This is a genomic window from Meiothermus cerbereus DSM 11376 (assembly GCF_000620065.1).
Classification (GTDB): Bacteria; Deinococcota; Deinococci; order Deinococcales; family Thermaceae; genus Meiothermus; species Meiothermus cerbereus.
In genome coordinates this window covers 106,770-132,669 of record NZ_JHVI01000001.1, presented here as the reverse complement: position 1 = coordinate 132,669, position 25,900 = coordinate 106,770, and the positions used below count along the sequence as shown (strand labels likewise).

The window sequence follows — 25,900 nt, the reverse complement described above, 5'->3', positions numbered from 1 at the left end:
AACTTATGAATATCGAAACCGGCCTTACGAAAACCTCGAGCCAGGCCCGCATTAAGGTGCTGGGCACAGGGTGCAAGAATTGCAAGCTGCTCGAGACCCACGTCAAACTGGCCCTCGAGCGCATGGGAAAGAACCTCGAGGTGGAAAAAGTGACCGAGATTCCCCAAATCCTGGCCTATGGGGTGATGAAAACCCCCGCGCTAGTCGTAGGGGACGAGGTAGTGGTATCGGGCTTTGTGCCTTCCCCCAGGCAAATCCAGGAGATGCTCGAGGCTCGGATAGCTTAACCGACCTCGAGCTTTAGCGCTCTGTGGGTTTGCTTGAGCGAGGTAAGGTCGTGCAGCATTCCCTCGATGCCCGAAGGGTGCAAGCGATAGTACGACCAGCGGCCTGCCCGTACCACCTCGATTAAGCCCGCTTCCCGCAGGATTTTTAGATGGTGGCTTACCGTAGCCGCAGAAAGCCCCAGTCGCTCCGTGAGATGACAAAAGCAAGCCCCTAAGGCTGTACCACAGCGGGGGTCGCGCACGGTGTGTTCGTCGGGCAACTCGGCCAAAAGCCTTACCAACCTTACTCGGGCCGGATCGGCCAGGGCCTTGAAACGCCGCACTGCCATTTCCTCATTCATCAAGTAATCAGGATAGCCGAACAAAAGCCCTTTTACCAGGCAGAACCGCTGCGAAACACACCCAGCACAACGGGGTTTGTCGCGCTGGATGAATAAGAAATGTCTTTGATTTGTTCTTTTTATGGGGCCCCCGCCTGAAGCGCGGGCAGCAACAGCCTGAAAAGCGATGATGCTCCAACCTGTCCCTAGCGAAAAGATTCAGGCGGGGTTCATATGATGCCGTGTGGATTGGAATCTGTACGTTATTCTTATGGAATTATAACTTCGGCTTATATCAACAATGCACATGAGAGGCACGAAACAAGCCCCGCTTTGACAACTATTTGACAGGGAAGGTCGGCATCAAGGGATTGGTGGCGTGTTGCGACTTGATGCAACACGATATTGACATTTATCTATTCATTTCGAAGATAATAGAAGCCGTCCGATTAGCTTCGAACAATGGACAAATTGACCACAGAGTGGAGGTACTTATGGTGGTAAACCGTAGGCGTGTGGTACAGGTGTTGGGTGGGGTCACGATGGCCTCGCTCACTGGTGCGGGAAAGGCCCAGTTCTGGTTCGCCCCCAGCCTGACCTACCCCGCCATTAAGGTTGGCAATGTCAACAACCTTAAGGACAACCAACCGGTCTTTTTCAACTACCCCGATGCCCGCTCACAGGGCATCCTGGTCAAGCTGGGTAGGCCGGCCATCGGGGGTGTGGGCCGCGGGCGCGATATTGTGGCATTTTCGGCGGCCTGTACGCACATGGGCTGTGGGGTGATCTATAAGGACGGGCGCTTTCTCTGCCCCTGCCACTACTCCATGTTCGACCCGGCCAAGGCGGCTGCTGTTTACCAGGGCCTGGCCAGCACCGGACTGCCACAGATTCAACTGAACGTGGCGCAAAACGGCGACATCTTCGCTCGAGCCGTCAACGGCCTGATCTGGGGCCGCGTAAAGAACATTTGAGGGAGGAACCATGAGCAACATTGGACGCCGCGACGCACTGCCCATACCTCCGACCAACGCAGAGGTAAAAAACACCGTCTGCCAGTACTGCACGGTGGGGTGCGGTTATAAGGTCTATACCTGGCCGGTGGGCTCGCAGGGGGGGCTGGCTGCCAACCAGAACGCTTTTGGGGTGGATTTGCGCAACCCGCAAAACCCCTTGGGGGGGCTGGTTTACACCGAAACCATGCACTCCATCGTGACCCGCAAGGATGGCCGCCAGTACCACGTGGTGGTTGTGCCGGCCAACGACTCGCCCATCAACTTCAAACGTGACCACTCCTCCCGCGGTGCTACCAATGCTGTGGCTACCTGGAGCGATGCCCGGGCGACCCGCGAGCGGCTCAAGTACCCCTTGCTGCGCATGGGTGACCAGTTCCAGGTCATCACCTGGGACGAAGCCCTGACCATTCTGGCTGGGGTGGCTAAAGGCATCCGCGACCGCGACGGCAACGACGACGCTATCGCTGTCAAGGCCTTCGACCACGGTGGCTCGGGGGCGGGCTTCGAGAACAACTGGGGTGTGGGCTCGCTCTTCTTCAAAGGCTTCAGCGTTAAGCACATCGCCATCCACAACCGCCCGGCCTATAACTCCGAGGTCTGGGGTAGCCGCGAGCGTGGGGTACACGAGCTCAACTACGACGCCATTGATGCCCGCCTGGCCGACACCATCGTGCTGTGGGGGGCCAACCCCTTCGAGACCGCCAGCGTCTTCTACACCGAGCACATGCTGCCCAACTTCCAAGGGGCCACCCTGGCCGAAAAACAGAAAGAGCTGAGCCGCGGGGAGCCGGTCGAGGCAGGGTATCTGATCGTTGTTGATCCCCGCCGTACCAGCAGCCTGACCGTGGCCGAGACCGCCGCCAGCGGCCGTACCCTGCACCTGGCCCCCAACCTGGGCACCGACTACATCCTGGCCAACGCCATCGCACGGGTGATGTGGGAGCGTAAGTACTACGATCAGCGCTTCCTCGAGACCCGTACCGATATGGCCAAGTTTGAGGAGTACAAGGCCAAGAGCCTCAAGGTGGGCGTGCCCTACGCGCAGTTCATGGCCGAGGTGGAAAAAATTACCGGCGTTAAGCGGGCCGACATCGAAAAGGCCGCCGACTGGATTGCCAAACCCAAAGCCAGAGGCTTTGCCCGCCGCACCCTGACCATCTACGAAAAAGGCATCATCTGGAACATGAAAAACTACGACCAGGTGGCGGCCATTGTGCAGATGGCGGTGCTGGGCAACAACATAGGCCGGGCCGGTACCGGCTGCGGGCGCCTGGGCGGTCACCAGGAAGGCTATGTGCGGCCGCCTTCGCCCACCCCAGGCTCGGTGTACAACGGTGGGCCACCCGTCAACGTGGACAAATACCTCACCGACGGCAATGGCAAACTCTATTGGGTGATCGGCACCAACCCCTACCTCTCCACCCCCAACAACCAGCTTTTCCGCAAGCGCATCCGCGAGCGCACCAAAGCCTTGTCGGACTACCTTGGCCAGTCCGGCGAACCCGGCACCACCCAGGCCTTGGTCAACAAGATTGTGGAAGGCCTGTATGCCACCAACGGGCTTTTTATGGTGGTGCAAGACCTCTACCTGATCCACACCGCCCAGGATGCCCACCTCGTACTCCCGGCCAGCGCCTGGGGCGAGGCCAACCAGACCTCCATCAACTGCAACAGCCGCCTGCTGCGCTTATACGAGAAGTTCATGGACCCGCCCGGCGAGGCCAAGCAGGACTGGGAAATTTGCAAGCTGGTGGGCCTCAAGATGGCCGAGCTGTACAGGGCTGAAGGTAAGGAAGAGGAGGCTAAACGCTTCGAATTTGGCAAAAACTGGAACAAAGATGAAGACGTGTTCCTGGATGGCGGCAACTCCTACCCCAACAACGCCATCCCGGCCTCCGAAGAAGCCACCCTGCCCGCCGAATGCTACAAGGGCGTGACCTATGCCTTCTTGCGCCAGGTGGGCCAGCAGGGCATCCGCACGCCGGTGCGGATCGAAAACGGCAAACCCGTGGGCACCCTGCGCCGCTACAGCGTGAAGTTCGGCACCAAGGACGGCAAGTTTAGCTGGTATGGCACCGACGACTGGGAAGGCTACCCCGAAGAAGTGGCCAAGTACCTCGAGGGTGACAAGGCCAAGCAATACCCCTTCTGGATGACCACCGGGCGGGCCCAGGCCCTCTGGCAGACCATGTACAACGACCGCTTCCTGCCCGAGAAAATGAGCGCCGTGCCGATGCCCTACATCGAGATCAGCCGCCAGGATGCCCAGGCCCTGGGGATCAAGGGGGGTGATCTGGTGCAGGTCTGGAACGAGGAGGGCAACGGCACCTTCCTGGTTTACGTGACCGATGCGGTCAAGCCGGGCATGATCTTTGCCCTGCAGTATCACCACCTGGGCACTTCCAACAGCATGACCTCGGGCTATACCGACCCCAAGACCACCATCCCCTGGTATAAGGGTACGCGCGTGGCCATCCGCAAGGTGCGTGGCTCCTTGCCCGATTTGCAACAAACCACCAGCTTCTTGCAGCAAAACAAGTTCGACTAAGTCATACCAGATTCGGTTAGTTCGTCACCGAACGGTGACGAACTAACCCGACCAAAGGGATGCGCTTTCTTCGCCGAGCGCAGCGAGGGGTGTGCTCTAGGATTCAAAAAGATAACCTCTTAGCGCTTTTTGTCTGAAGAATATCTTTTTGAATCCGGTATCAGACTCAGGCCTTGTCCCACCCGACCATGGGTGGGACTTTTTTGCTCCGACTCGAGGGGCTTATGGCCCCCGACCCAACTTTTCCCTTTGCTTGGGCGGGCAGGGCACATCCCCGTAGCTACAAAACACGCAGCAGTCCCCCGGCTTGGGCCGCATCCAGTAACCACACTGTTCGCACCGATAAAAATGCTGGCAGGCCTCCTCCGGCATGGAAAGCAGCTCGGCATGGCCACAGGAAGGACACCGAAGAGTAGATTGCAGCACGACCATGTATCATTTTACCGCACGCTTTCAAGCGCGATGGGTCTGGCATAATACATAAGTGCCTCTACTCCTGCTTGTCGCTCTTTGGCTGACCATGCCGACCCAGGCTGGCGCGGTGTTTCTTTCCGGTGCGCGCCACGAGTACCAGCGCTACAACAACTGCGGTCCGGCCACCCTAGGTATGGCCCTGAGTTACTGGGGCAGTTCGCTCAACCAGTACCAGATTGCCCCGGTGCTCAAGCCCAACAAAAACGACAAGAACGTGAGCCCCGAGGAGCTGGCCGCTTTTGCCCGCAAACAGGGGTTTGGTGTGCACCTGGGGGTAGCCGGTGACCTGAACCTGCTCAAGCGCCTCTTGGCCGGGGGTTTTCCGGTGATTATCGAGACCTGGTTCGTGACCCCCGACCACGGCGGGATGGGGCACTACCGCCTGCTGGTGGGCTACAACGATAGCCAGGGCCACTTTAACGCCTTCGATAGCTACTACGGCCCCAAGGTGACGCTGGCTTATGGCGAGGTGGATCGGCTCTGGCAGGTGTTCAACCGCACCTACCTGGTGGTCTACCCCCCAAGCCGCAAGGGGCAGGTTGCCGCATTGCTGGGTTCGCGCATAAACGAGCGTACAGAACTTCAGATGGCCCTCGAGCTCGCCCAGCGTGAAACCCAGGCCAACCCCAACAATGCCTTCGCCTGGTTCAACCTGGGCAGCACCCTGCTGCAACTTGGGAAGGCCGAGGAAGCCGCTAAAGCCTACGACCAATCGCGCCGCATTGCGCCCGACCGTACCCTCGACCCGCGTCGCCCAGCCAATGCACTAAACAACTGGCCCTGGCGGATGCTGTGGTACCAGTTTGGCCCCTACGAGGCCTATTTCAAAACCGGGCGCTACCTGGAGGTCGTCACTTTGGCCAATGATGTGCTGGGCCGGGTAGACGACCACGAGGAAAGCTACTACTGGCGCGGCCTGGCCCGCCAGGCCCAGGGCAACCTGGAAGCAGCCCGGGCCGATTTTCAAGCGGCGTTGCGCTACAAGCCTGGCTACCTCGAGGCCGCTATGGCTTTGCAAGCCTTGCGAACGCAGGGCAATCGCTAAGCTACCTCGAGTAATTCGGTGCTTCTTTGGTAATCGTCACCCCGTGGGGATGGCTCTCGATCAAGCCGGCGTTGGAAATCCGGGTGAAGCGAGTTTCTTTGCGGAAAGCCTCGAGGTTAGGCGTGCCGCAGTAGCCCATCGAGGCCCTGAGCCCCCCCACCACCTGATAGAGCACGTCGCTTACCGGGCCTTTGTAGGGCACCATACCCTCGATGCCTTCTGGAACCAGTTTTTTGGCCTCTACCTGGGCCAAGCCTGCGCTACGTGGGGGTGTGCCCGAGTCCTGGAAGTAGCGGTCGGCCGAGCCCTGGCGCATGGCCCCCATGCTGCCCATGCCGCGGTAGAGCTTGTAGCGGCGGCCGTCCTTGAGCACTTCTTCACCGGGGGCCTCCTGGGTACCGGCCAGCATCGAGCCCAACATCACTGTATGCGCCCCGGCGGCCAGGGCCTTGGCCACATCGCCGGAGTACTTGATGCCGCCGTCGGCAATCACCGGCACATCCAGGCCCTCGAGCCCTGCCACCGCTTCCATAATGGCGGTAATCTGAGGCACCCCTACCCCGGTCACGACCCTTGTGGTGCAGATGGAGCCCGGCCCAATGCCCACCTTTACCGCATCGGCCCCGGCCTCGGCCAAGGCCCGCGCCCCTTCGGCGGTGGCCACGTTCCCGGCGATGATCTGCACCGCCTCGCCAAAGGTCTGCTTGAGGTTTCGCAGGGCTTCCAGGATGCCCCGGCTGTGCCCGTGGGCGCTGTCCAGCACCAGCACGTCTACCCCGGCCTCCACCAGGGCCTGGGCCCTGGCCTCGAGGTCTTTGGAGACCCCTACCGCCGCCCCCACCAGCAAGCGGCCCTGGGCGTCCTTGGCCGCAAAGGGGAACTTCTGGCGCTTGGTGAGGTCTTTGAGGGTCAGCAGGCCCCGCAGCCGCCCCTCATGGTCTACCAGCGGCAGCTTTTCGATTTTGTGCTGGCGCAGCAGGGCTTCGGCCTCTTCCAGGATGGTGCCGGGCGGCGCGGTAACCAGGCGCTCAACCGGGGTCATCACCTCGGAGACCAGCCGCCCCATGTCGCGCTCGAAGCGCAGGTCGCGGTTGGTGACCAATCCCAGCAGCTTGCCGTAGAAGTCCACCACCGGCAGCCCCCCGATCCTGAACTCGCGCATCAGGCGCTCGGCGTCCTCGAGGGTGGCGTTGGGGGCCAGCGTGACCGGGTCTTGAATCATCCCGGCCTCGCTGCGCTTGACCTTGCGCACCATGGCGGCCTGTTCTTCGGGGCTCATGTTTTTGTGGATGACCCCCAGACCCCCCTCGCGGGCCATGGCAATAGCCATCTCGGCCTCGGTGACGGTGTCCATGGCTGCGGAGAGGATGGGGATGTTGAGCCACAGTTTCTTGCTGAGCTGGGTGCGGGTGTCCACCTCGCGGGGCAGCACCTCGGAGTAAGCCGGGATGAGCAGCACATCGTCGAAGGTCAGGCCTTCTTGCTGGATTTTTTCTGTTCTAGAACGGGGTTTGCTGGGGGTCTCGAGCATATTCCTAGCAGTATAGCAGCCTCGGATGAAAGCAAAAACATGTCCCCTTGGGTAAGCAGAGCCTACCCATCCTTGGCGTGTGTCGGGCGGTTACCTCGAGCCCACCGCTTCCTTCTTGGGGCTCTCGCCTAGGGCGTTTTGGCCGGTCAGCTCGCGGCCCAGGATCAGGGTGTGGATGTCGTGGGTGCCCTCGTAGGTGTCCACAGTCTCGAGGTTCAGCATATGGCGGATGCTGTGGTACTCCAGGGTGATGCCGCTGCCCCCCAAAATTTCGCGGGCGGCCCGGGCGGCGTTGAGCGCGGCCCGCACGTTGTCGCGCTTGCCCAGGCTGACCTGGGCGGGTTTGAGGGTGCCGGCGTCCTTGAGCTGGGCTAAGCGCCAGGCCAGCAACAGACCCTTGGTGTGGTCAGCAGCCATACGCACCAGCTTTTCCTGCACCAGCTGGCGGCTGGCGATGGGGGCCCCAAAGGTGACGCGGCTTTGAGCGAACTCGAGGGCCTCGGTATACACCGCCTCCAAAGCCCCCAGCGCCCCCCAGGCGATGCCAAAACGGGCCTGTGTCAGGCAAGAAAGCGGCCCCTTGAGGCCCTTCACCCCCGGCAGCATGGCGCTGGCCGGCACCCGCACGTCCTCCAGCACCAGCTCGCTGGTCACGGAGGCCCGCAGGCTGGCCTTGTGCTGGATTTTGTTGGCCCTAAAGCCCTTGGTATCGGTGGGCACGATAAAGCCGCGCACTATCCCCTCGTCGTCCTTGGCCCAGATGATGGCGATGTGGGCCAGGTTGCCGTTGGTAATCCACATCTTGGAGCCATTCAGGATGTAGTCGCCCCCGTCGCGCCGGGCGCGGGTCTTCATGTTGGCGTCGGGGTCGCTGCCGCCATCGGGCTCGGTCAGGCCAAAGCAGCCCACATACTCGCCCGTGGCCAGTTTGGGCAGGTATTCGCGTTTTTGCTCCTCGGAGCCATAGGCCCAGATGGGGTACATTACCAGGCTGCTCTGCACGCTGCAAAAGCTGCGCAGGCCGGAGTCGATGCGCTCGAGCTCGTAGCCCACCACCCCGTAGGCCGCCGCGCTGGCCCCCATCCCGCCGTACTCGCTGGGGATGGTGGTGCCCAGAAAGCCCATCTCGCCAAACTTTCGGATGAGGTGCACCGGAAACTCGGCGTTCTCCCACCACTCCGCAATGTGGGGCAGGGCCTCGGCCTCGAGAAACTTGCGGGCCGCTTTCTGAATCTCGCGCTCTTCGGGGGTGAGCAGCTCGGTTACCTGGTAAAAGTCGAACATAGCAGACCTCGTTTCCCGATTGTACTTCAGGCCCTCACCACAGACTGCTTTTTACCGAAGATGCAATTACACGCAGGTTTCAAGGCAGATACATCTGACGCAGCTCGAGGATTTCCCGTCTGGCCTCGTTCACCTTGATGTAGAACGGGGTGTACTTGTCAAAAGACCAGCCGAAGTTTTTTCCGCCCAGGCCCTGGATGAGCTGCTGGGGGGTGGCCTGGAAGTATTCACCGGCGTTTTTGAGCAGGTAAATTTTGGTGCTGCGGGTAAAGCGGAAGGTGCGGATCAAGGGGTTCTGGTTGGACACCTCGATGCCTGCGGGGCAGTCGTCGCGGTTGCAGTCCTTGACCTCGACGTAATCGAGCTTAATGGTCCAGACCCCCTGCACCTGCCGGAAGTCGGTGATAAGGGCCTCGCGGTTTTGCACCTGGGCCAGCCCCAAACTGGAAAGAAGCAGCAAAAAGAACCCTACGATACGCATATTTTCACCTTTCTCCCATTCTTAGGTAGCCAAACCACAGCGCCAGCAGGGCTGGAATCAGGGTTACGGCCCCCACCAGCAGCAGCCACAAAGGGCCTTCGGCGCTACCCAGGTAGTCGTTTTGCCGCTGGGTGATGGCCAGGTAGACTGGGCGGCTGGCCAGGAGCACCAGAAACCCCGCATGCAGGAGCATCAAGCCCATGTACAAAAAGCCCCCGATCCCGATGGGCACCTCGGCGGGGTTTGAAGCATCGAACTTGGGGAAAGCGGCTCCCAGCCCCACCCCCAAAGCAGCGGCGCTGATGGCCGAGGCTAGGCCCAGAATCAGGGAAATCTGGGTGAGGTTGTCGTCCAGGCCGATCACCCGCGGCGAGTAGTAGCCCAGGGCCAGACCCAGCGGCAGCAGGAAAAACAGGGCCAGGCCCAAGCGGGTGAGTAGGATGGTGGACTTGGCTACCGGGCCGGTTTGCAGCATCCAGTAGCCCTGGCCCTCGAGGCTCAAGAGCGGGTAGGCCAGCCGCACCCCCACCCCGCCGATCACAAAGCCCTGGAAGGCCAGGTGCATAAAGCCCGCCACCACCTGAAAGCGGGTGTCGCCCAGGGGGAGGTATTGCAGGCTGGTGGTGTACAAAAGCACCAGCACCCCCACCAGAATGAGCTGGGAAGCCTGGTTGGCGTCGCGGAAAAACAGCCGCAGGTCGCGGGCCCACAGTGCGCCCACCCGGCTCGATAGTGACCAGCGATCCAGCAGGCCTGGGCGCAGGATGCCGCGCTCGCGCACGGTGCCTTCCAGGGCCCGCACCCAACCCTGCTGGTAGGCATAGCCCGCCACCAGCCCGGCCAGCAGCAGCAGCCCACCCGACAGGGCCAAAAGTAGCCAAAACTGCGGCTCGAGCTCGCCCCGCACCAGCCCCTTAAGGGCCTGCTGGGCCAGGGCCGAGGGCAAAAAGGGCGCACTGGGGTCGCGGAAGGTCTGGAGGAAGCGGTCGAGTTCCTCGGGGTTGGCAAAGTTGGTTTGCAGCAAAACCTCGGGCCGCAGCGCCCGCAGCAAAAAGATAAGCAGCCCGCCCAGCACCGCGCCCAGGGCCGCCGCCCATTCCCGCGCACGCCCTGCCGGAGCGAAGCGCACCAGCGGCAAAGCCAGCCCCACCCCCAGCACCACCGGGAAGGCAAACAAAGCCAGCATCAGCAAAGCCGCCCCAAGATAAAAAACCGGCGCAGCGCCGTAGTGCGCACCGTAGGCAAAGAGCACCGGCAGCACCAGCAGCAAAGGAAGCAGGGCGGTGGTGGCAAACACCTCGCCCACCTTAAAGAGGAAGACCCGGCTGGCTTTTTGCGGTAGGGTGAGGTGCAGGGGCAGGTCTTCGGAGGTGTAGAGCACGGCCACCGCGTTGGGCAGGGCCGACAGCACCACCGAGCTCGAGAGCACCAGCAGCAGGCTGCCCAGGATGCGGTCTACCAGCACATCGCGGGTAAAAGCCGCGGCCAGGCGGTTCACGAAGGTGCTGCTACCAAAAAGCTCGTTGGAAATGAAGTTCAAAAACCAGCTTGTGCCCCACCAGGCCCCATACGCCAGCAGAGCCCCCAGCAAAACCCCCACCAGGGCCGAGGCGGGCGACTGACGAAACCCATTCCACAAAAGCTGCAAGCGCAGGGTCAGCATGCGCCTTCAGTGTAGACGAGCCAGGGCAATTGGTGGGTGCGTTTGCGCCAGCAGACAAATGCCCCTAGCGGCCTCTGGGCTTGGGTGCATTAGACTGGAATAAATGTTAGTCAAAGACGTAATGCACAGTCCGGTACTGACAGTGGACGTTTCGGTGACGCTCGAGGCGGCCTACCACATCATGTTGCAGCGCAACATTCGGCACATTCCGGTGATGCGGGAAGGCCGTCTGGTGGGGATGATTACCGACCGCGATATTCGGCTGGCCACCAGCCCTTTTGCCGCAGGGGGCGCACAGCCTATAGACACGCCGGTAGGACAGGTGATGGCCCACCCAGTGGTCACGGGCGACCCCCTCGACCCGGTGGAAGAGGCGGCGAGGGTCATGCGCCAGCGCAAGATTGGGGCCCTGCCCATCCTGGAGGGCGATCGGCTGGTGGGTATCGTAACCGGAATTGACCTGTTGGAGGCGCTCTTGCGGCTGACCGGGGTAGAAAAGCCCAGCGGGCGGCTCGAGGTCTGCCTCGACGACCGGCCCGGCGAGCTGGCCCGCCTGAGCGGGGAGCTGGCCCAACAGAACATCAACATCCATTCCCTGCTCACCTACCCCTGCGGCGAGGGCAGCGTGACCACGGTGGTGCGGGTGGGTACCCTGGATACGCGCAAAATCGCTCGAGAGTTGCGTCAGCAGGGCTATGATGTGCGCTGGCCTCCTGAAATGCCCAGCAAGACTTTATGAGCGTTCCCGTTATCTACAGCCCCCAGTACCAGCTCTACAATTTTGGGCCCCAGCATCCTTTTAGCCCGGTGCGCCTGGAGATGCTACTGGATTTGCTCGAGCACCTGGGCCATCCGCTGCATTTTGTGGAGCCCGCACAGGCCACCCGCGAGGAGGTGCGCAGCGTGCACCTGGAATCCTTCGTGCGGCGGGTGGAGGCCGCCTCGCGGGGCGAACGCTCGCCCGACTTCGAACACTACGGTATCGGAACCGCCGACACCCCCATCTTTCCCGGCATGGATGAGGCGGCCCGCTGGCTGGTGGGGGGCACCCTAACCGCCGCCCGGATGGTCTCGAGTGGGCAAGCCAAGGAAGTTTTGCAACTGGGGGGTGGCCTGCACCATGCCCAGAAAGACCTGGCCTCGGGTTTCTGTGTCTACAACGACCTTTCGGTGGCTATTCGCCACCTCACCCAGCAGGGCCTGCGGGTGGCCTACATCGACATTGACGTACACCACGGCGATGGGGTGCAGTGGATTCACTACGACGAGCCAGGTGTGCTCACCTTCTCGATCCATGAGTCGGGCCGCTACCTCTACCCCGGTACCGGCCACACCCACGAGATTGGTAAGGCCGATGGCACCGGGCGCAAGCTGAACATCCCTTTGGAACCCTTTACCGAGGATGAGTCTTACCTAGAGGTCTTGCAGATGGGCCTCGAGCCAGCCCTGCGCTGGTTCCGCCCCGATGTGCTGGTGGTGCAGTGTGGCGCCGACGCACATTTCCAGGATCCGCTGGCCGAAATCTTGCTAACCACCCAGGCCTACGCCAAAATCTTTCCCCTGCTGCGCCAGTACGCTGCGGCTTTTGCGGGGGGGCGGGCCGTTTACACCCTGGGCGGGGGTTATAGCCTCGATGCCACCAGCCGCATCTGGGCTTTGCTGTACCTAACCCTGCAAGACCTGCCGCTGCCCGACCACCTGCCCGAACCCTGGCTCAGGCGCTGGGGTACGCAGCTAGGGCACTTCCTGACCCATACCCTCTTTGACCCCCAGGGGGCCTACCCCGAAATACCCCGCAAGGCCGAAATTGAGCGCCGCAACCGCCAGATTGCCGAGCGGATGTTGGAGTCAGTGCGGCCGTATTGGATTTGAGAGCGGTGCCCACGAATACCCAGTAGCCATGGATGCCAAACAGCTAACATGTGGGCATGGAATAAGCGCAAAGCCATAGGTTCCAGCGAGGTGAGTTGTGCATTTACAGCAGGGTTTGTACCAGCACTACAAAGGAAAGCACTACTGGGTGCACGGTCTGGCCCGCCATTCCGAAACCGAAGAGTGGTTTGTGGTCTACGAAACCCGCTACGGCCTCGAGCCCGAAACCATGTGGGTACGCCCCCTGAGCATGTTCTTGGAAGATGTGGAAGTGGAGGGGAAGCGCCTTCCCCGATTCCGCTATGTGGGCGAGGCCGATTCGTGAAGACGAGCGCGTTTTTGAGGCCTGACCCTTTACGTGGTGCCCTCTAACCGATACCCTTAGCCCTGTGCAGCGGATTTTCTGGCTGGCCTGGCGCGATCTGGTGCTGGAGTTTCGGGGGCGAACAGGCATCTTGTCGGCAGTGTTTTTCCTGGCGGTGATGCTTTTTATCCTGGCCATGGCTTTTGGGCCCAACCCCCAAGACCTGCAAAAAGCAGGCCCAGGGGTGCTGTGGGTGGCCCTGGCTTTTGCCGGCAGCCTGCTGGCCGGACGGGCCTTTGGCCTCGAGGTCGAGGACGGCACCCTCGACGATCTGCTCCTGACCCCCGGCAGCCGGGAGTGGATCTACTTCGGGAAGCTCCTGTTCCAGTTCGCCTTGCTGCTGGTGGTGGGGCTGGCGCTCTTGGTTCTGACGGCGGGGCTTTTCTACTTACCCATGCAAAACTGGTATTGGTACGTTCTAACCTTGATGCTGGGTTCGTTGGGCTATGCCTCTATCTCCACCTTCTATGCGGGCATGCTGGCCCGTCTGCGGGGGCGTGAGGTGCTCCTGCCGCTGTTGCTCTTTCCGCTGGTGATTCCGGTGGTGCTGGCGGCGGTGCGCTTCACCCAGGGGCTGGCCCAGGGTGTTCCGGTGGCCGAGCTTTTAGACTGGCTGCGCTTGCTGCTGGTTTTTGATGTGATTTACGTGACGGTGTGTGCGATGGTCTTCCCGTACATGCTCGAGGGGTAGGTTATGGCGGCCATTACCAAAGGTAAAGTGCGCTACAGAGGTGGCTTCTGAGGGTAATCTGGAAGCGTTGAGCGCAACCTACGAATGCACCTAGACCGGATAGATGTAACGTGGTTTACGCAGCTTAATCTGTTTCAGGTCAGAATACATATGAAGATAGAGGAGAGGACTCGAATGCAGCTAGCACACTCCAACCAAACCAACCGCCTGGATGGCCTGACCCTGGGTATCCTGGGCCTGGGTGTGGTGGGCGCGGTGGTGGGGTTTATCATGGCCATGGGTTCGCCCCCCGACCAGAGCCAGGGCTATGTGGCCCGAATCTTTCACCTGCACGTCCCGATGGCCTGGATGGCCTATCTGGCCAGTTTTGCCGCGCTGGGCTACTCGGTGGCCTATCTGGTGCGGCGCCGGGCCCACCACGACCGTGTGGCGGCGGCAACGGTGGAGGTAGGCCTCATCTTCATGGCCCTGGCGCTGCTGACCGGGATGCTTTGGGCCCGGCCCACCTGGGGGGTGTACTGGGACTGGGAGCCCCGCCTGACCACCACGGCCATTTTGTTTGCCATCTATGTGGGGTATGTGGTGGTGCGGGGTGCCATCGAAGACCCCGAACTGCGGGCCAAGGCCGCCGCGGGGGTGGCGATTCTGGGCTCCATTAACGTGCCCATCAGCTATATGTCGGTCAAGTGGTGGCGTAGCCTGCACCAGACCCAGTCCATCGACCTTACCACCGGGAAAATCAATGTGGATGCGGCCATCCTGATTCCCATGCTGGTCAACCTAGCGGCCTTTACGCTGCTGTTTATTGGGCTGGTGCGGCTGCGCGGCATTATTGCCGCCCGCGAAGCCGCCAAAGAGGAGGCCTGAGATGCCCGATAACCCCCTGTGGAACCCGGCCAACCCCTTTGTGGTCTGGACTTATGCGGTGGTCTATGCTTCGGTGTTTGGCTATTTGGGCTACCTGATCTGGCGCTATCAGAGGAATAAATAAGGGGCAGCTTCCTCGAGGTACATATGAAACCGAAATACATGGTTGGACTAGCGGTGGTGGGTGTAGCCCTGGCCTACCTGATTTTTGGAGGCCTGGGCCAGAACCTGGTCTACTTCATCACCCCCAGCGAATACTTTCAGCAAGCAGAGCGCTACCAGAACCGCGCGGTGCGTCTGGGGGGCTTGGTGAAGGAAGGCTCGCTTTCCTATAACCCCCAGACTCTCGAGCTGCGCTTTGTGGTAACCGACGGGGTCAAGGAGATTCCCATCCGCTCCTCAGGCACCACCCCTCCGGCCCTCTTTGGCGAAAACCGTGGGGTGGTGGTGGAGGGCAGGTTTGAAGGCGAAACCTTTGTAAGCCAGAACCTCCTGGTCAAGCACTCCGAAACCTACCAGGCCCCCAAGGAAGGCTGGACGCCCGAGCAGGTGCGCAAGCTCATCGAGGAGACCCAGTGATGGGGGTTGGCGTGACACCTGGACTTTTGGGCGGTGTAGCCCTTGTGGCTGCCCTTATCCTCTCGGTGCTGGGCCTGGTGCTGGCAACCCTGGCCTACACCTTGCGGGATGGGCGCTACCTCGAGGCCGCCAAGCGCCTCTCGGCCCTTAGTTTGCTGGCCGCAGTGGTTAGTTTTGGTGCGCTCGAGTGGGCCATCCTGACCAACGACTTTAGCGTCTCATACGTGGCCAACCACAGCTCGGCCAACAATCCCCTGTGGGTCAAGCTGGTCACACCCTGGGCAGCCCTGGAGGGTTCCATTTTGCTGTGGGCCATGCTCCAGACGGCTTACACCTGGCTGGTTAGCCTGCGGGCGGGCCATAGCCTGGATGTCTGGCGGGCGCCGATGGCGCTGGGCACGCTGTTTGCGGTACAGGTTTTTTTCTTTGCGGTGATGGTCTTTGTGGCCCACCCTTTCGATGCTGTGCCCAACCCGCCCCCCGATGGCCGGGGCACCAACCCCCTGCTGCAAAACCACTGGATGATGGCGGTGCACCCAGTCTTGATGTACCTGGGTTTTGTGGGGCTGTCGGTGCCTTTTGCCTACGCGGTGGCCGCTATGGTGGCCCGGCGCTACCAGAGCTGGATTTTCGAGACCCGCTGGTGGACGCTGGTGGCTTGGGGCTTCCTGACGGCTGCTATTTTCACCGGAAAGTGGTGGAGCTACGAGATTCTGGGCTGGGGGGGCTACTGGGCCTGGGATCCGGTCGAGAACGCCTCCATCATTCCCTGGCTGCTGGCTACGGCCTTCCTTCACACCGCCCAGGTGCAAGAGCGTAAAGGGCTTTTCAAGGGTTGGAATTTCGCTTTCGTTACCCTGGCCTTTGCCGCTACGGTGTTTGGTACCTTCCTCACCCGTTCGGGGGTCATCCAGTCGGTGCATGCTTTTGCCAGCGGGCCGGTGGGGGCCTGGTTCTTGCTGTTTTTGCTGGGCGTGATGGCCGTGGGACTGGGCTTGCTGGCCCGGGTTTCCTCCGAGATACGCGAGGCGGGCGAGGTGCGTTGGAACAGCCGCGAAGGAGCCTTGCTGGCCGGTGCTTTGTTCTTTGGCACCTTTGCTTTTGTGGTGGTGCTGGGCACTTTGTGGCCGTTGGTGGTGGAGCTTGTAAGTGGGGCCAAAGTCTCGGTAGGGGCGCCTTTCTTCAACCAGGTCTCGGTTCCGCTGGGTATCTTTATGCTGCTCTTGATGGGCGTTGGCCCGGTATTGCCCTGGCGTAACTCCAGCGCCCAGGTTTTGCGTAACCTGATGGCGATGCTCATCGCGCTGGGCGTGGGAACCCTGCTGGGCCTGCTGCTGGGTCTGAGCGTGGGGGTCTCGCTGGCCATAGGGCTTTTTGCCTACAACCTGACCGCCATCTGGCTGATGGTGGCCCAGGGCGTGCGGGAGCGGGCTCGCGCACTGGGCATCTCACCGGCACAGGCCCTGGTGGAGCTGGCTGGTAGCCACAAGCGCCGTTTTGGCTCGCACATCGTGCACTTTGGGGTGGCCCTGGCCGCACTGACCATTGCCTTTAGCCAGACCTACCGGGTTACCGAGCAAAAGACCCTTCAGGTAGGGGAGATCTGGCAGACTCGAGGCCTGGAGGTTCGCCTGCTTCCCCTCGAGGTTCGGGAAGAGCCCAACCGCTTTGCCGCCATCGCGCCCATCGAGGTGCGCTCGACCAGCCGGGAGGGCTGGGGTGCGGATGGGCGCTATCAGGCCCGGCTCAACTTCTACCCGCAGATGGGCTCGCCGCTGGCCACACCGGTGGTCAAATACTCGCTCTATAACGACTACTACTTTGTTTTGATGCAGTTTGACCAGGAAAAAGGGCAGTGGGCCACCATCAAGATTATCGTTACACCCATGGTTTGGTGGCTGTGGGTGGCAGGTTTGATTATCGTTTTGGGGACACTGTATATCCTCTGGCCCAGTGGGGCCAGGGCCACCAGTCGGCAGATGTCCCCAATGGCAGGAGATTAATGCAAGTGTTAACACAAGAGGTGTGTGGTGCTTAGGTTCTGGCCAATTTGGGTCTTGTTGCTGGGGGGGCTGTTTTACTGGGGCATGCAGCGCCCCAATCCCAACGAGCTTAAATCGGTGTTGAAGGGCAAGCCTGCACCCACCTTCAGCTTGCCGCTGCTCGAGCCTTACCGGGCCCAGTATGGGGCGGAAATGGGCATTAAGCAGGGCCTGAATAAGCCGGTTTTCCTCAACATATGGGCTAGCTGGTGCGTTCCCTGCCGCACCGAGGCCCCGCTGCTGGAGCGATACCACCAGCGCTACAAAGACCAGGTGCTGTTTTTGGGGGTCAACGTACAGGACAAAGAAAGCGAGGCCCTTAAGTTTATTCAGCAGTACGGGCTGAGCTTTCCCAGCGTCTACGACGAGCGTGGGCGTATTGGCATCGAGTATGGCTACTACGGCGTGCCCGAGACCTTCATTATTGACCGCAACGGCATTGTGCTGGATCGCCACACCGGCGAGCTGGGTGAGGCCCAGTTGCAGGACTATTTGAGGAAGGTGTTGCCATGAGGCCCTGGGGTAAAAGCGCGGTGATCGGGCCCTTGCTGGTCATTGGCTGCTGGCTGCTGGCCTCTGTGCTGGCCCAGCCCGCCCCCAACACCCCGCCCCCCGACTTCTCTCCCAGGGTTTTCGAGATTGCCCGCGAGCTGCGCTGTCCGGTTTGCCAGGGTGAGTCGGCGGCGGAGTCCAATGCCGGAATTGCGGTGGAGATGCGCCGCATCATTGCCGAGCAGCTGGCCCAGGGCAAGTCGGAGGCCGAGATCCGGGCGTTTTTTATTGAGCGCTATGGCGACTGGATTCTCTACGAGCCCCCAGCCCGGGGCCTGACCCTTTGGGTCTGGCTTTCGCCGCTCTTGGGGCTGGGCCTACTGGGCTTTGGCTTGTGGCGCTACCTGGTTCGGGTTGGGGCCCAGGCTAAAGCGTCCGTTACCGATGTTTCTGACGAAGAAATCGCCCGCCTCGAGGCCGAACTACAACCCCCTGAGCGACAACCATGATAATTGCCTACCTTCTACTTGCTTTGTTGTTTGTGTTGGCTCTGGCTTATGCGCTCAGGCCCCTGCGCGCCCAGGCCCAGCCCTTTCCCCAAAGCCCGCGCCCACAGGAGCTCAGGGCCGAGCTCGAGGTGCTCAAATCGCTGGCCCGGGAAGCCGAGGGCGAGGAACGTAAACGCCTGCTGGCCCAGGCCGTGCGGCTGGAGCACCAGCTGGCCGAGCTGGGCCAGGAAAACCCCATCCCGCGCCGCCTGAGCCCGGTTACGCTGGGGGCCATAACCCTGAGCCTGGTGGCCCTGGGGGTGGGTCTTTGGGCCTACACGGTGCCGCGGCTGCCCGGCGAGACCATCATTACCAGCCGCAATGAGGCCCGCGAACTGGGCAACCTGCAACGCCGGGCCGAGCAAAGCGGAAAGGCCGCCGACTGGCTGGCCTATGCCAACAAAGCCTACGAACTGCAGGATTTCGAGCGGGCCGTGCAGGGCTATCTGAGGGTGATCGAGCTCGAGCCCCGCAACGCCAATGCCGTGCGCCGGATTGGCATCCTGCTGTTTATGAGCGGGAGGCCCGAGGAGGGGGCGCAGGCCCTCGAGCTGGCAGTGCGGGCCGAGCCCGGCGTGGCGGAGGGCTGGTTGTTTCTGGGCAATGCCTACTTTCAACTGGGCCGTCCTGCGGAGGCCATCGTGGCCTGGGAAGGCTATTTGAAGGCCGGCGGCCAGGCCAGGGAACAGGTGCAGAACCTGATTCAGACTGCCAAAAGCCAGCTAGGCGCTACCTCCAAGGGGCAACAGGTGTACCTGAGCAAGTGCGCGGCCTGCCACGGGGCCCAGGCCCAGGGGGGTTCGGGGCCTCGCCTGCAAGGAAATCCCATCAACAAGGTGCCGGAGGCGGTGCGGGAGATTGTCCTCAAGGGCCGGGGCCAGATGCCGGCGGTCGCCCTTAGCGACGAGGAGATGCAGGCTTTGCTGCAATACCTGGGAGGATTGTAGCCACATTTGTCCACCTGCTCGAGCCACGGTGTCCAATACCAGATTCGGTTAGTTCGTCACCGAACAGTGACGAACTAACCCGACCGAAGGGATGCGCTTTCTTCGCCGAGCGCAGCGAGGGGTGTGCTCTAGGATTCAAAAAGATAGCCTCTTAGCGCTTTTTGTTTGAAGATTATCTTTTTGAATCCGGTATAACCTCCTACACGAAGCCATGCTCCGTTAGGATAACCTCTATGGAAAAGCCCAATCCGCAAAACCTGCGCCGCATTAATCGGCGGGATTTGCTGTGGATTGTTCCCAGCGCCATCACGGCAGGTTTTTTTGGCTGGCTGGCCTGGCGCACCTACGTCATCCACTTCACCAAAACCGGGGTGGCCGAACCCCGCTGGCGTGAGGGCCCACGGCTGCAGGCGGCTACCTTAGACGAGCTGGCGGCACACTGGCACTTCAAATACTTTGACTACCAGTATGGCGGCAGCCCCCTCAAGGCGGTGGTGTTTCGGCTTTCGGAACCGGTGGTGGGAGGCCTGACGGTAGGGGAGGCCCACTTCCTGGCCCTGTCGCGCATCTGCACCCACCAGGGCTGTGTGGTCAACTATGTGGATAACCCCGAGTTGGGCTCCATTGCCTACAACTACCGCACCGACCATCCCTTCCTGGGCTGCCCCTGCCACTTTGGGGCCTATGAGCCTTTGCAAGGGGGCAAAGCTGTGTACGGCCCGCCGCGCTTCCCCTTGCCCCGCCTGCGTCTGGAAGAGGAAAACGGGGTCCTTTATGCAACGGGCTACGAGATTCCCTTTCGCCCCTTGGAGCAGGGCTAAGCCGGTACAACCCGCACAAACTTATCCTTGCCACGTTGCAGCACCACGGGTTTGTTGAGGACAACCTCCAGCTTGGGGTCGCTGAGCACCTCACCATCCAACCGCAAACCCTTTTGTTCGATGAGTCGCCGGGCTTCGCCGTTGGAATTGGTCAGACCGGCCAGGGTAAAAAGCTTGACGATGGCAATCCTGCCTTCGTGCAGCGCGCTGGGGGGTAGCACGACTTCGGGCATCTCCTGGGGGATGCCCCCGTGGGCAATTTCGTAGTAGCGGGCTTCGGCATGTTGCACCACCTGGGCGGCGCCTTCCTGGTCGTGCCCGTAGGCATCCCAGCTATATCCCAGCGATTGGTAGAAGGCTTTGTCCAGCCGAGCGGGGATAAGCGGTAGGGCGTAGGCCCCGGTGAGCAGCCGGGCCAGTACCCGGTGGGCCCCTACAGGCCCGCCCTTCTCCAGTAGCTCTTTTATTTCTTCTGGGTTCAGGTCGGTGCAGAGTTCAAAGTAGGTTTGCAGGTACTGGTCTTCAACCTTCATCAATTTGCGGAAGATGTCGCTGGGCTCTTCGGTGATGCCAATGTAGTTGTCGTAGCTTTTGGACATCTTCTGCCCATCGCCCCCGATCAGCAGCGGCATGATGAAGGCCACCTGCTTTTCCAGGCCATAGGCCTCCTGCACCTCACGCCCGACCAGCAGGTTGAACTTCTGGTCGGTGCCGCCCATCTCCACATCACAGGCGATGGGCACCGAGTCGTACCCCTGGGCAAAGGGGTAAAGGAACTCGTGAATCGAGATGGGAATCCCCTCGGTGTAGCGCTTCTTGAAGTCCTCGCGCTCGAGCATCTGAGCTACCGTGAGCAGCGAGGTGAGCTTGATGACCTCTTTGAAGCCCAGGTTTTCCAGCCACTCTGAGTTGTAGCGCAGCTCGAAGCGCGCGGGGTCGTTGGTGATGAGAATTTTGCCCACCTGTTCCACGTAGCTTTTGGCATTGGCCCGGGTTTCCTCCAGGGTAAGGGGCGGGCGGGTTTTGCTGCGGCCTGAGGGGTCGCCAATCATGGCGGTAAAGTCGCCGATGATGATGACCACCTTGTGGCCGAGCTCCTGAAACTGCCGCATTTTGCGCAACACCACCGCATGGCCAAAGTGAATGTCGGGCCGGGTAGGGTCGAGCCCCAGCTTGACCACCAGCTTTTTCCCCGACTGCAGTTTTTTGAGTAAGTCTTCCTGGGGGATGATTTCCACTGCCCCGATTCGCAGTAAGCCGAATGCTTCCTCCGCTGTCATGCTCCCAAGTATACCGATTTGAGCAGGGTATTTTAGGTTTCTAGGAATTTTGGGCAAGGCAAATCCAGACTTGTCTTATACTTGAACCGTGCGAATGCTTTTATTTCTGGCCCTGATTGCAGGTGGTGTGTACTTTTATGCCGAGCGCTATGGCCTGGCGGTGGGTTATGCCCCTTTTACCCCGGTTTACTACTGGAACTACACCGGCGAGACCCGCAACCAGGTGCGTGTGACAGGCATTCGGTCTTTTGTCAAAGTAATGGTGAGCGGCGAGTTGCGCCAAGGGAGCTTTGAAGTGGAGATTCGCCGCGCGGGCCAGAGCAGCCCTGGCCTGATTAAGCGTTACCAGGGCCGCTTTTCGGATGAAATTCGCTACCCCGCCGATGCCAACCTGTACGATGTTTATTTCCGCTTCAAGGATGCGCGCGGCCAGGTGCGTATGGACTGGGTTGCGGCCCGCAACGAGTTTTGAGGGTCTAGGCATGGGGGCTGGCCTTATGCTAGACTTGTGAGCGGTTTGCCTCGAGGCTGCTTTTTCGCCATTGGTGCGAACTCCGCAGCCCCCAATTTGGCAATATTGGAGAACTATGGCACAGAAAAAGACAGCACGTAACCCCTCGGCCATCAAGCGCCACCGGCAGTCGCTTAAGCGTCGTGCCCGCAACAAGTCCAAGATGTCGGCCATCAAGACCATCAGCAAGAAAGCGGTGGCCCTGGCCAAAGAAGGCAATGCGGGCGAAGCGGTTCGGGTCATGCGCTATGCCGAAAGCCTGATCGATAAGGCCGCCAAAGGCTCTACCCTGCACAAGAACGCGGCCAGCCGTCGTAAGTCCCGCCTGATGAGCAAGGTGAACCAGCTTTTGGGCGGAGCCAAAGCTTAGGAGTAAAACATGGGCAAAGGTGATCGTCGCACCCGTCGTGGAAAAATCTTCCGTGGTTCCCACGGTAAATACCGTCCCCGCAAAAAGTAATACCTGTTGGGCCTGACCGGAGGACTTTCCTCCGGTTTTTTTGTGGCAGTTTTGCCACCTGTTTGTTGTACTGCGGAACAATGGCCGTCAACCTCGCAATTTGAACTTTGAAGACCTGCTTTGGGTAGGTGCCCGCGAATGCAGGGGTCAAATGCGCTGTGTGGCGTCTAAACCAAACTGCCTGCTGCTCACCCCAGGTCAGCCTGATGTGTTTGCCAGGCTGCTCGAGCTGCCTCAAGGGCTTCGGTCAACTGGGCCTCGAGCTGCCGCTTGTAGGCCGCAGGCACCCTGCTACCTTCGGCCTCAAAGGCGGCCAGGTACCTCAAGGTGAAGCTCAGGTCGCCCACCTGCCCGAAAATCTCCTGGAGGGCCTTCTCGTCCTGGCTGTCCAGCCCCAGCCACTCCCTGGCGTAGCGCAGGCGGCGCAGGGCCCGGCGCAAGGCGTGTAGGCTTTCGATGCTGTCCTGATTACGCCATTCCTCGGCTTTGCGCGCGGCTTGACGAACAAAGCGCTTTAGTCGAGCTTTGGCTGCTTCCTCGTCCAGGGGTGGCAGGTTGGCGAGGGCCTGAAGCAGCCCGGCCAGCCGAGGGTTATCCAGCAGCGGTACCAAGGCGGCTCGAGCTTGTTCCAGCCTGGAGGCGGCCCAGTTGCGGAAGGCTTTGGGCAGGTCGGGGTGCTGCAACAACACCTCCAGGTCGCGCACCTCGCCCGCCGCACGTACCAGCCAGGCCAGGTCGTCCTCGAGTACCCGCATTCCGGCCAGCCGCAGCCACACCCGCAGCCGCCGTACGGCCACCCGTACCTGGTGAACGCCTTCGGGGTCGCGGCCCTCTTTAGCCACGGGCAGGTGCTTTACGAGGTGCTGGAGCCAGCGGTCTAAGGCAATGGCCGGCATAAGAATAGCCTAACACCAAGGCCAGGCTGCCCATGTGGTGGATTGAGGCTGGCTTCTCCGGCGCAGTGCGGGCAGCCCTACCAGCGGTTGCGCGCACGGGTAATGCCCTGGGTTTGCGCTCTCGCTATAACGCGAGCATCAGTCTTTAATCTCGCCCAGCAACTTAGAAAGCTCGGCGGCCAGCTTGGTCTGGGTTTGGGGCAGGTGACCGCAGTCCACCTCGTTGAGGTTGGCCCCACAGACCGGGCATAGGCCCTTGCAGTCTTCTTTGCAGAGGGCGGTGTAGGGCAGATCGAGGGCAAAAGCTTCGCTCAGAAGCGGTTCTAAGTCGAGGTCGGGATGACCAAAAAGCAGAATTTCCTCTTCGTCCTCCTCGATGGCCTCGAGGTGCTGCAAGCCCGCCTGGTAGCGAAGCAGATACTGAAAATGGGCCCGTACAGGGGTAGGGGTAGGGGTCAGGCAGCGACGGCATTCCATGATGGCGTTGCCGGCAATCTCACCCGAAAGCCAGAACTCCAGCCCCCCCTCACCTTCTATCCGGGTGACCGTTGCCTTCCAGAGCGCTTTTCCTTCCAGGGGTATGCGCTCGTTGTGCAGGGCAATGTAATCCTGGATTTCGTCCCTGGCGCTGGTGCTGCCTCCCTCGCGTAGGAGCTGCGCGAGGTTGATGTTTTGTAAAGGTCGGTGTTTCATTTTTCCCAATGCTTGCGCGCTAAGCGTAGCTCTTTATGTTAGCGCCGAAATGGCTTCAGGTCAATGGCCCCAGCAGGCTGGCTGCATCGCTGCACGCCCGACGGTAGACTGTGGGGGTATGAAGGATATCGGTATCTTAGGCGTTCCGATGGATCTGGGTCAGGGTCGGCGTGGGGTAGACATGGGCCCCAGCGCCATGCGCTACGGACGTTTACAGGAGGTGCTTCAGGGCCTGGGCCACCGTGTGCACGATTACGGCGATATCAAGGTGCCGGTGGTTGAGAGTCTGCGCGCCCAGCAAGCGCTGGGAGGACTGGGCTACCTCGAGGCCATCCGGGCAGTCTGCCTCGACACCATCGAAGCCTTGAACCAGATGCCCGCTGGGGTGTTTCCCATTGTGCTGGGGGGCGACCACTCCATTGCCATGGGGTCGGTAACGGGGGCCAGTCGGGGTGAGCGCATCGGGGTGATCTGGGTAGACGCCCACGCCGATTTCAACACCCCCCAGACCAGCCCCAGCGGCAACATTCACGGGATGCCGCTGGCGCACCTGTGCGGCCTGGGCGACCCCCGCCTAGTAGACCTGGGTCGCCCGGGGGCCAAGGTGCGGCCCGAAGACGTGGTCCTCATTGGGATTCGCAGCCTGGATCCGGGCGAGGTGCGGCTGCTGCGCGAGCGGGGGGTTACGGTATTCACCATGAAAGAGGTGGATGTGCAGGGCATTCCGGCCATTGCTCAGCAGGTTGCGGCAAAGTTCGCTGGTTTTTCCCGGGTGCACGTTTCGCTGGATGCCGACGTGCTGGACCCCGAAATAGCGCCGGGGGTGGGTACGCCCGTGCCAGGGGGCCTGACCTACCGCGAGGCCCACTTGCTTATGGAGCTGCTGGCCGATGCCAGCCTGGTTACCAGCCTGGATCTGGTTGAGGTGAACCCCATTCTGGACATCGCTAACCGCACCGCCCGGATGATGGTCGAGCTGGCCAGCAGTTTGTTGGGGAAGAAAATTTACTGATGATTTTGCTCTGGCAGGCTTGATACAATCCCCCAATGTTGGTGATTCCTGCGGTAGACATCCAGTCCGGGCGGGCCGTTCGCTTGTTTGAGGGCGACCCCCGCCAGGAAACCGTCTATTACGAAAACCCGCTGGAGGCCGCCCTGCACTGGCAGAAGCAAGGGGCCAGGATGCTACACCTGGTCGACCTGGACGCGGCTTTGGGACGGGGAGAAAACCGGGCGGTGTTGCGTACGCTGGCTGCCTCTTTGGCTATCCCCTTTGAAGTAGGGGGTGGGATACGCAGCCTGGAGGCGGCCAGGGAGGTGTTGGCCCTGGGAGCCAGCCGGGTGGTGGTGGGTACGGTGGCTGTAAAAGCGCCGGAAGTGCTGGAGCGGATGCTAGGGGAGTTTGGCGCCGAGCGGGTGGTGGTCAGCCTGGATGCGCGGGGCCTGGAGGTGGTGGTCTCGGGCTGGGCGGAGGAAACAGCCCTCAGGGTGCAGGATTTGGGCCTGCGGATGTGGGAGCTGGGGGTGCGTACCCTTATCTACACCGATGTGCGGCGGGATGGAACCCTGGCCGGGCTCGACCTCGAGGTGATCCGCGAGGTTCGCGCAGCCTGGCCGGGCTTCTTGATTGCGGGGGGTGGCATCGCTTCGGACGCCGACCTCGAGGGCCTGAGGCGCCTGGGTGTGGAGGGCGCCATTACCGGCAAAGCCATTTACGAGGGCCGCATCGACCTGAAGAAATGGGTTTGAGCCAGGGCCCGATGCCATGGAGTAAACTTCTAGCATGAAAGTGCTCAACGCACTGGCCTTCGTGGTGGTATTGGGGGTGGCTGCTCTGGCCTGGGCAGTGTATGTTCTGGAACCGGGTCTTTTGATTGGCACACCCTGGGGCCTGGTACATCTGAGCTTTTTATTGGTGACGGCCTTTGGGCTGGGCTTGAGTGTGATGGGGCTGTACGGGCTTACCGGCTGGGTGAATGCCCAGGCTGCTCTCAACCGGCGCGACCGAGAATTACGCCAGGTTAAGGCTGAACTCGAGGCCCTCAAAAAGCAGCACCCCGAAGAAACCCCGGTCATTCCCGACCGGCAGACCTGATGGGCTGGTTGGGGGTCGTCTCATCCCAGGTAGATGCCCAGGTAGATGCCTTAGATGGCCTGCCCTTGGCAGGTGTTGGTTGGGAGATCTTGC

Annotated in this window: 31 protein-coding genes; 22 read left to right on the top strand and 9 right to left on the bottom strand. The window is 61.2% G+C overall.

The window, feature by feature from the left end:
* Positions 1-5 precede the first annotated feature (5 nt).
* Positions 6-287, top strand: a complete 282-nt coding sequence (locus Q355_RS0100675; RefSeq protein ID WP_051529244.1) for a thioredoxin family protein — start codon at positions 6-8, stop codon at positions 285-287.
* On the opposite strand, the gene Q355_RS0100670 is transcribed toward Q355_RS0100675, so the two are convergent.
* Complete coding sequence (locus Q355_RS0100670) at positions 284-628, bottom strand: ArsR/SmtB family transcription factor (protein WP_027876000.1); 345 nt, start codon at positions 626-628, stop codon at positions 284-286. The two genes, Q355_RS0100675 and Q355_RS0100670, sit on opposite strands and share 4 nt — an antisense overlap.
* Positions 629-1,101: 473 nt before the next feature.
* On the opposite strand from Q355_RS0100670, the gene Q355_RS0100665 reads away from it, so the two are divergent.
* Both Q355_RS0100665 and Q355_RS0100660 read left to right on the top strand, forming a co-directional pair.
* Positions 1,102-1,581: an arsenate reductase (azurin) small subunit gene (locus Q355_RS0100665; protein WP_027875999.1), complete on the top strand. Its 480-nt coding sequence runs from the start codon at positions 1,102-1,104 to the stop codon at positions 1,579-1,581.
* 10 nt (positions 1,582-1,591) lie between these two features.
* Positions 1,592-4,171, top strand: a complete 2,580-nt coding sequence (locus tag Q355_RS0100660) for an arsenate reductase (azurin) large subunit (RefSeq protein WP_027875998.1) — start codon at positions 1,592-1,594, stop codon at positions 4,169-4,171.
* 222 nt (positions 4,172-4,393) lie between these two features.
* Here Q355_RS0100660 and Q355_RS17200 read toward each other — a convergent pair whose 3' ends face one another.
* On the bottom strand, positions 4,394-4,603 hold the full coding sequence (locus tag Q355_RS17200) for a GDCCVxC domain-containing (seleno)protein (protein WP_084495975.1): 210 nt from the start codon (positions 4,601-4,603) through the stop codon (positions 4,394-4,396).
* Between the two features lie 52 nt (positions 4,604-4,655).
* Here Q355_RS17200 and Q355_RS0100655 point away from each other — a divergent pair, with 52 nt between their 5' ends.
* Positions 4,656-5,690: a C39 family peptidase gene (locus Q355_RS0100655; protein ID WP_245597436.1), complete on the top strand. Its 1,035-nt coding sequence runs from the start codon at positions 4,656-4,658 to the stop codon at positions 5,688-5,690.
* A gap of 1 nt (position 5,691) precedes the next feature.
* On the opposite strand, the gene guaB is transcribed toward Q355_RS0100655, so the two are convergent.
* From guaB to Q355_RS0100635, 4 genes are all read right to left on the bottom strand, one after another.
* On the bottom strand, positions 5,692-7,221 hold the full coding sequence (gene guaB / locus Q355_RS0100650; protein WP_051529243.1) for an IMP dehydrogenase: 1,530 nt from the start codon (positions 7,219-7,221) through the stop codon (positions 5,692-5,694).
* 90 nt (positions 7,222-7,311) lie between these two features.
* Complete coding sequence (locus Q355_RS0100645; protein WP_027875995.1) at positions 7,312-8,505, bottom strand: acyl-CoA dehydrogenase family protein; 1,194 nt, start codon at positions 8,503-8,505, stop codon at positions 7,312-7,314.
* A gap of 79 nt (positions 8,506-8,584) precedes the next feature.
* Positions 8,585-8,986 (bottom strand): hypothetical protein, encoded by a 402-nt coding sequence (locus Q355_RS0100640; protein ID WP_027875994.1) that lies wholly within the window; start codon positions 8,984-8,986, stop codon positions 8,585-8,587.
* A gap of 4 nt (positions 8,987-8,990) precedes the next feature.
* A complete protein-coding gene (locus Q355_RS0100635; RefSeq protein WP_027875993.1) occupies positions 8,991-10,649 on the bottom strand; it encodes a putative ABC transporter permease subunit in 1,659 nt (552 codons plus the stop codon).
* Between the two features lie 103 nt (positions 10,650-10,752).
* Between Q355_RS0100635 and Q355_RS0100630 the strand changes: the two genes are divergently transcribed.
* From Q355_RS0100630 to Q355_RS0100575, 12 genes are all read left to right on the top strand, one after another.
* Entirely contained in the window at positions 10,753-11,388 is a 636-nt protein-coding gene (locus Q355_RS0100630; RefSeq protein ID WP_027875992.1) for a CBS and ACT domain-containing protein, read from the top strand.
* Positions 11,385-12,521: an acetoin utilization protein AcuC gene (locus tag Q355_RS0100625; protein ID WP_027875991.1), complete on the top strand. Its 1,137-nt coding sequence runs from the start codon at positions 11,385-11,387 to the stop codon at positions 12,519-12,521. Before Q355_RS0100630 ends, Q355_RS0100625 begins: the two co-directional genes overlap by 4 nt.
* 97 nt (positions 12,522-12,618) lie before the next feature.
* Entirely contained in the window at positions 12,619-12,846 is a 228-nt protein-coding gene (locus Q355_RS0100620) for a DUF1653 domain-containing protein (protein ID WP_027875990.1), read from the top strand.
* A gap of 64 nt (positions 12,847-12,910) precedes the next feature.
* On the top strand, positions 12,911-13,576 hold the full coding sequence (locus Q355_RS0100615; RefSeq protein WP_027875989.1) for a heme exporter protein CcmB: 666 nt from the start codon (positions 12,911-12,913) through the stop codon (positions 13,574-13,576).
* Between the two features lie 174 nt (positions 13,577-13,750).
* A complete protein-coding gene (gene ccsA / locus Q355_RS0100610; RefSeq protein WP_027875988.1) occupies positions 13,751-14,443 on the top strand; it encodes a cytochrome c biogenesis protein CcsA in 693 nt (230 codons plus the stop codon).
* Position 14,444: 1 nt separating this feature from the next.
* Complete coding sequence (locus Q355_RS17195; RefSeq protein WP_281171979.1) at positions 14,445-14,567, top strand: hypothetical protein; 123 nt, start codon at positions 14,445-14,447, stop codon at positions 14,565-14,567.
* Positions 14,568-14,590: 23 nt separating this feature from the next.
* Positions 14,591-15,022 (top strand): cytochrome c maturation protein CcmE, encoded by a 432-nt coding sequence (gene ccmE / locus Q355_RS0100600; RefSeq protein WP_027875987.1) that lies wholly within the window; start codon positions 14,591-14,593, stop codon positions 15,020-15,022.
* An 11-nt stretch (positions 15,023-15,033) separates the two neighbouring features.
* Positions 15,034-17,025, top strand: coding sequence for a heme lyase CcmF/NrfE family subunit (locus Q355_RS0100595; protein ID WP_027875986.1), 1,992 nt, complete (start codon positions 15,034-15,036; stop codon positions 17,023-17,025).
* 84 nt (positions 17,026-17,109) lie between these two features.
* Positions 17,110-17,577, top strand: a complete 468-nt coding sequence (locus Q355_RS0100590; RefSeq protein ID WP_051529254.1) for a TlpA family protein disulfide reductase — start codon at positions 17,110-17,112, stop codon at positions 17,575-17,577.
* On the top strand, positions 17,574-18,065 hold the full coding sequence (locus Q355_RS0100585; protein WP_027875984.1) for a cytochrome c-type biogenesis protein: 492 nt from the start codon (positions 17,574-17,576) through the stop codon (positions 18,063-18,065). Before Q355_RS0100590 ends, Q355_RS0100585 begins: the two co-directional genes overlap by 4 nt.
* Positions 18,062-19,051: a c-type cytochrome gene (locus tag Q355_RS0100580; protein WP_084495973.1), complete on the top strand. Its 990-nt coding sequence runs from the start codon at positions 18,062-18,064 to the stop codon at positions 19,049-19,051. Before Q355_RS0100585 ends, Q355_RS0100580 begins: the two co-directional genes overlap by 4 nt.
* A gap of 233 nt (positions 19,052-19,284) precedes the next feature.
* Positions 19,285-19,872: a Rieske 2Fe-2S domain-containing protein gene (locus Q355_RS0100575; RefSeq protein ID WP_084495971.1), complete on the top strand. Its 588-nt coding sequence runs from the start codon at positions 19,285-19,287 to the stop codon at positions 19,870-19,872.
* On the opposite strand, the gene tyrS is transcribed toward Q355_RS0100575, so the two are convergent.
* A complete protein-coding gene (gene tyrS / locus Q355_RS0100570) occupies positions 19,869-21,152 on the bottom strand; it encodes a tyrosine--tRNA ligase (RefSeq protein ID WP_036258361.1) in 1,284 nt (427 codons plus the stop codon). The genes Q355_RS0100575 and tyrS overlap by 4 nt on opposite strands.
* A gap of 94 nt (positions 21,153-21,246) precedes the next feature.
* On the opposite strand from tyrS, the gene Q355_RS0100565 reads away from it, so the two are divergent.
* The 3 genes from Q355_RS0100565 (at position 21,247) to Q355_RS16290 (ending at position 22,123) form a co-directional block, all read left to right on the top strand.
* A complete protein-coding gene (locus Q355_RS0100565; protein ID WP_245597444.1) occupies positions 21,247-21,624 on the top strand; it encodes a hypothetical protein in 378 nt (125 codons plus the stop codon).
* Between the two features lie 115 nt (positions 21,625-21,739).
* Positions 21,740-22,033 carry a 30S ribosomal protein S20 gene (gene rpsT, locus Q355_RS0100560; protein ID WP_027875979.1) on the top strand — a complete coding sequence of 98 codons (294 nt, stop codon included), beginning with the start codon at positions 21,740-21,742 and terminating at the stop codon, positions 22,031-22,033.
* Between the two features lie 9 nt (positions 22,034-22,042).
* Positions 22,043-22,123 (top strand): 30S ribosomal protein THX, encoded by an 81-nt coding sequence (locus Q355_RS16290; protein WP_084495969.1) that lies wholly within the window; start codon positions 22,043-22,045, stop codon positions 22,121-22,123.
* A 188-nt stretch (positions 22,124-22,311) separates the two neighbouring features.
* Here the strand turns inward: Q355_RS16290 and Q355_RS0100555 are convergent, their stop codons facing one another.
* Together Q355_RS0100555 and Q355_RS0100550 are read right to left on the bottom strand one after the other, a co-directional pair.
* Positions 22,312-23,019, bottom strand: coding sequence for a CHAD domain-containing protein (locus Q355_RS0100555; RefSeq protein ID WP_027875978.1), 708 nt, complete (start codon positions 23,017-23,019; stop codon positions 22,312-22,314).
* Positions 23,020-23,157: 138 nt separating this feature from the next.
* Positions 23,158-23,712, bottom strand: coding sequence for a DUF177 domain-containing protein (locus tag Q355_RS0100550; RefSeq protein WP_027875977.1), 555 nt, complete (start codon positions 23,710-23,712; stop codon positions 23,158-23,160).
* Between the two features lie 118 nt (positions 23,713-23,830).
* Between Q355_RS0100550 and rocF the strand changes: the two genes are divergently transcribed.
* The 3 genes from rocF to Q355_RS0100535 are packed head-to-tail and all read left to right on the top strand — an operon-like array spanning position 23,831 to position 25,807.
* Positions 23,831-24,724, top strand: a complete 894-nt coding sequence (gene rocF / locus Q355_RS0100545) for an arginase (RefSeq protein ID WP_027875976.1) — start codon at positions 23,831-23,833, stop codon at positions 24,722-24,724.
* Positions 24,725-24,759: 35 nt separating this feature from the next.
* Positions 24,760-25,461, top strand: a complete 702-nt coding sequence (hisA, locus tag Q355_RS0100540; protein WP_027875975.1) for a 1-(5-phosphoribosyl)-5-[(5-phosphoribosylamino)methylideneamino]imidazole-4-carboxamide isomerase — start codon at positions 24,760-24,762, stop codon at positions 25,459-25,461.
* A 34-nt stretch (positions 25,462-25,495) separates the two neighbouring features.
* Positions 25,496-25,807 (top strand): LapA family protein, encoded by a 312-nt coding sequence (locus Q355_RS0100535; protein ID WP_027875974.1) that lies wholly within the window; start codon positions 25,496-25,498, stop codon positions 25,805-25,807.
* Positions 25,808-25,900: the final 93 nt, after the last annotated feature.

Bases quoted from the DNA above. Each gene is read 5' to 3' on its own strand.
- Q355_RS0100675 (WP_051529244.1), top strand. From the start codon at position 6: ATGAATATCGAAACCGGCCTTACGAAAACCTCGAGCCAGGCCCGCATT.
- Q355_RS0100670 (WP_027876000.1), bottom strand. From the start codon at position 628: ATGAATGAGGAAATGGCAGTGCGGCGTTTCAAGGCCCTGGCCGATCCG.
- Q355_RS0100665 (WP_027875999.1), top strand. From the start codon at position 1,102: ATGGTGGTAAACCGTAGGCGTGTGGTACAGGTGTTGGGTGGGGTCACG.
- Q355_RS0100660 (WP_027875998.1), top strand. From the start codon at position 1,592: ATGAGCAACATTGGACGCCGCGACGCACTGCCCATACCTCCGACCAAC.
- Q355_RS17200 (WP_084495975.1), bottom strand. From the start codon at position 4,603: ATGGTCGTGCTGCAATCTACTCTTCGGTGTCCTTCCTGTGGCCATGCC.
- guaB (WP_051529243.1), bottom strand. From the start codon at position 7,221: ATGCTCGAGACCCCCAGCAAACCCCGTTCTAGAACAGAAAAAATCCAG.
- Q355_RS0100645 (WP_027875995.1), bottom strand. From the start codon at position 8,505: ATGTTCGACTTTTACCAGGTAACCGAGCTGCTCACCCCCGAAGAGCGC.
- Q355_RS0100640 (WP_027875994.1), bottom strand. From the start codon at position 8,986: ATGCGTATCGTAGGGTTCTTTTTGCTGCTTCTTTCCAGTTTGGGGCTG.
- Q355_RS0100635 (WP_027875993.1), bottom strand. From the start codon at position 10,649: ATGCTGACCCTGCGCTTGCAGCTTTTGTGGAATGGGTTTCGTCAGTCG.
- Q355_RS0100630 (WP_027875992.1), top strand. From the start codon at position 10,753: ATGTTAGTCAAAGACGTAATGCACAGTCCGGTACTGACAGTGGACGTT.
- Q355_RS0100625 (WP_027875991.1), top strand. From the start codon at position 11,385: ATGAGCGTTCCCGTTATCTACAGCCCCCAGTACCAGCTCTACAATTTT.
- ccsA (WP_027875988.1), top strand. From the start codon at position 13,751: ATGCAGCTAGCACACTCCAACCAAACCAACCGCCTGGATGGCCTGACC.
- Q355_RS17195 (WP_281171979.1), top strand. From the start codon at position 14,445: ATGCCCGATAACCCCCTGTGGAACCCGGCCAACCCCTTTGTGGTCTGG.
- ccmE (WP_027875987.1), top strand. From the start codon at position 14,591: ATGAAACCGAAATACATGGTTGGACTAGCGGTGGTGGGTGTAGCCCTG.
- Q355_RS0100590 (WP_051529254.1), top strand. From the start codon at position 17,110: ATGCAGCGCCCCAATCCCAACGAGCTTAAATCGGTGTTGAAGGGCAAG.
- Q355_RS0100585 (WP_027875984.1), top strand. From the start codon at position 17,574: ATGAGGCCCTGGGGTAAAAGCGCGGTGATCGGGCCCTTGCTGGTCATT.
- Q355_RS0100580 (WP_084495973.1), top strand. From the start codon at position 18,062: ATGATAATTGCCTACCTTCTACTTGCTTTGTTGTTTGTGTTGGCTCTG.
- Q355_RS0100575 (WP_084495971.1), top strand. From the start codon at position 19,285: ATGGAAAAGCCCAATCCGCAAAACCTGCGCCGCATTAATCGGCGGGAT.
- tyrS (WP_036258361.1), bottom strand. From the start codon at position 21,152: ATGACAGCGGAGGAAGCATTCGGCTTACTGCGAATCGGGGCAGTGGAA.
- Q355_RS0100565 (WP_245597444.1), top strand. From the start codon at position 21,247: ATGCTTTTATTTCTGGCCCTGATTGCAGGTGGTGTGTACTTTTATGCC.
- rpsT (WP_027875979.1), top strand. From the start codon at position 21,740: ATGGCACAGAAAAAGACAGCACGTAACCCCTCGGCCATCAAGCGCCAC.
- Q355_RS16290 (WP_084495969.1), top strand. From the start codon at position 22,043: ATGGGCAAAGGTGATCGTCGCACCCGTCGTGGAAAAATCTTCCGTGGT.
- Q355_RS0100555 (WP_027875978.1), bottom strand. From the start codon at position 23,019: ATGCCGGCCATTGCCTTAGACCGCTGGCTCCAGCACCTCGTAAAGCAC.
- Q355_RS0100550 (WP_027875977.1), bottom strand. From the start codon at position 23,712: ATGAAACACCGACCTTTACAAAACATCAACCTCGCGCAGCTCCTACGC.
- rocF (WP_027875976.1), top strand. From the start codon at position 23,831: ATGAAGGATATCGGTATCTTAGGCGTTCCGATGGATCTGGGTCAGGGT.
- hisA (WP_027875975.1), top strand. From the start codon at position 24,760: ATGTTGGTGATTCCTGCGGTAGACATCCAGTCCGGGCGGGCCGTTCGC.
- Q355_RS0100535 (WP_027875974.1), top strand. From the start codon at position 25,496: ATGAAAGTGCTCAACGCACTGGCCTTCGTGGTGGTATTGGGGGTGGCT.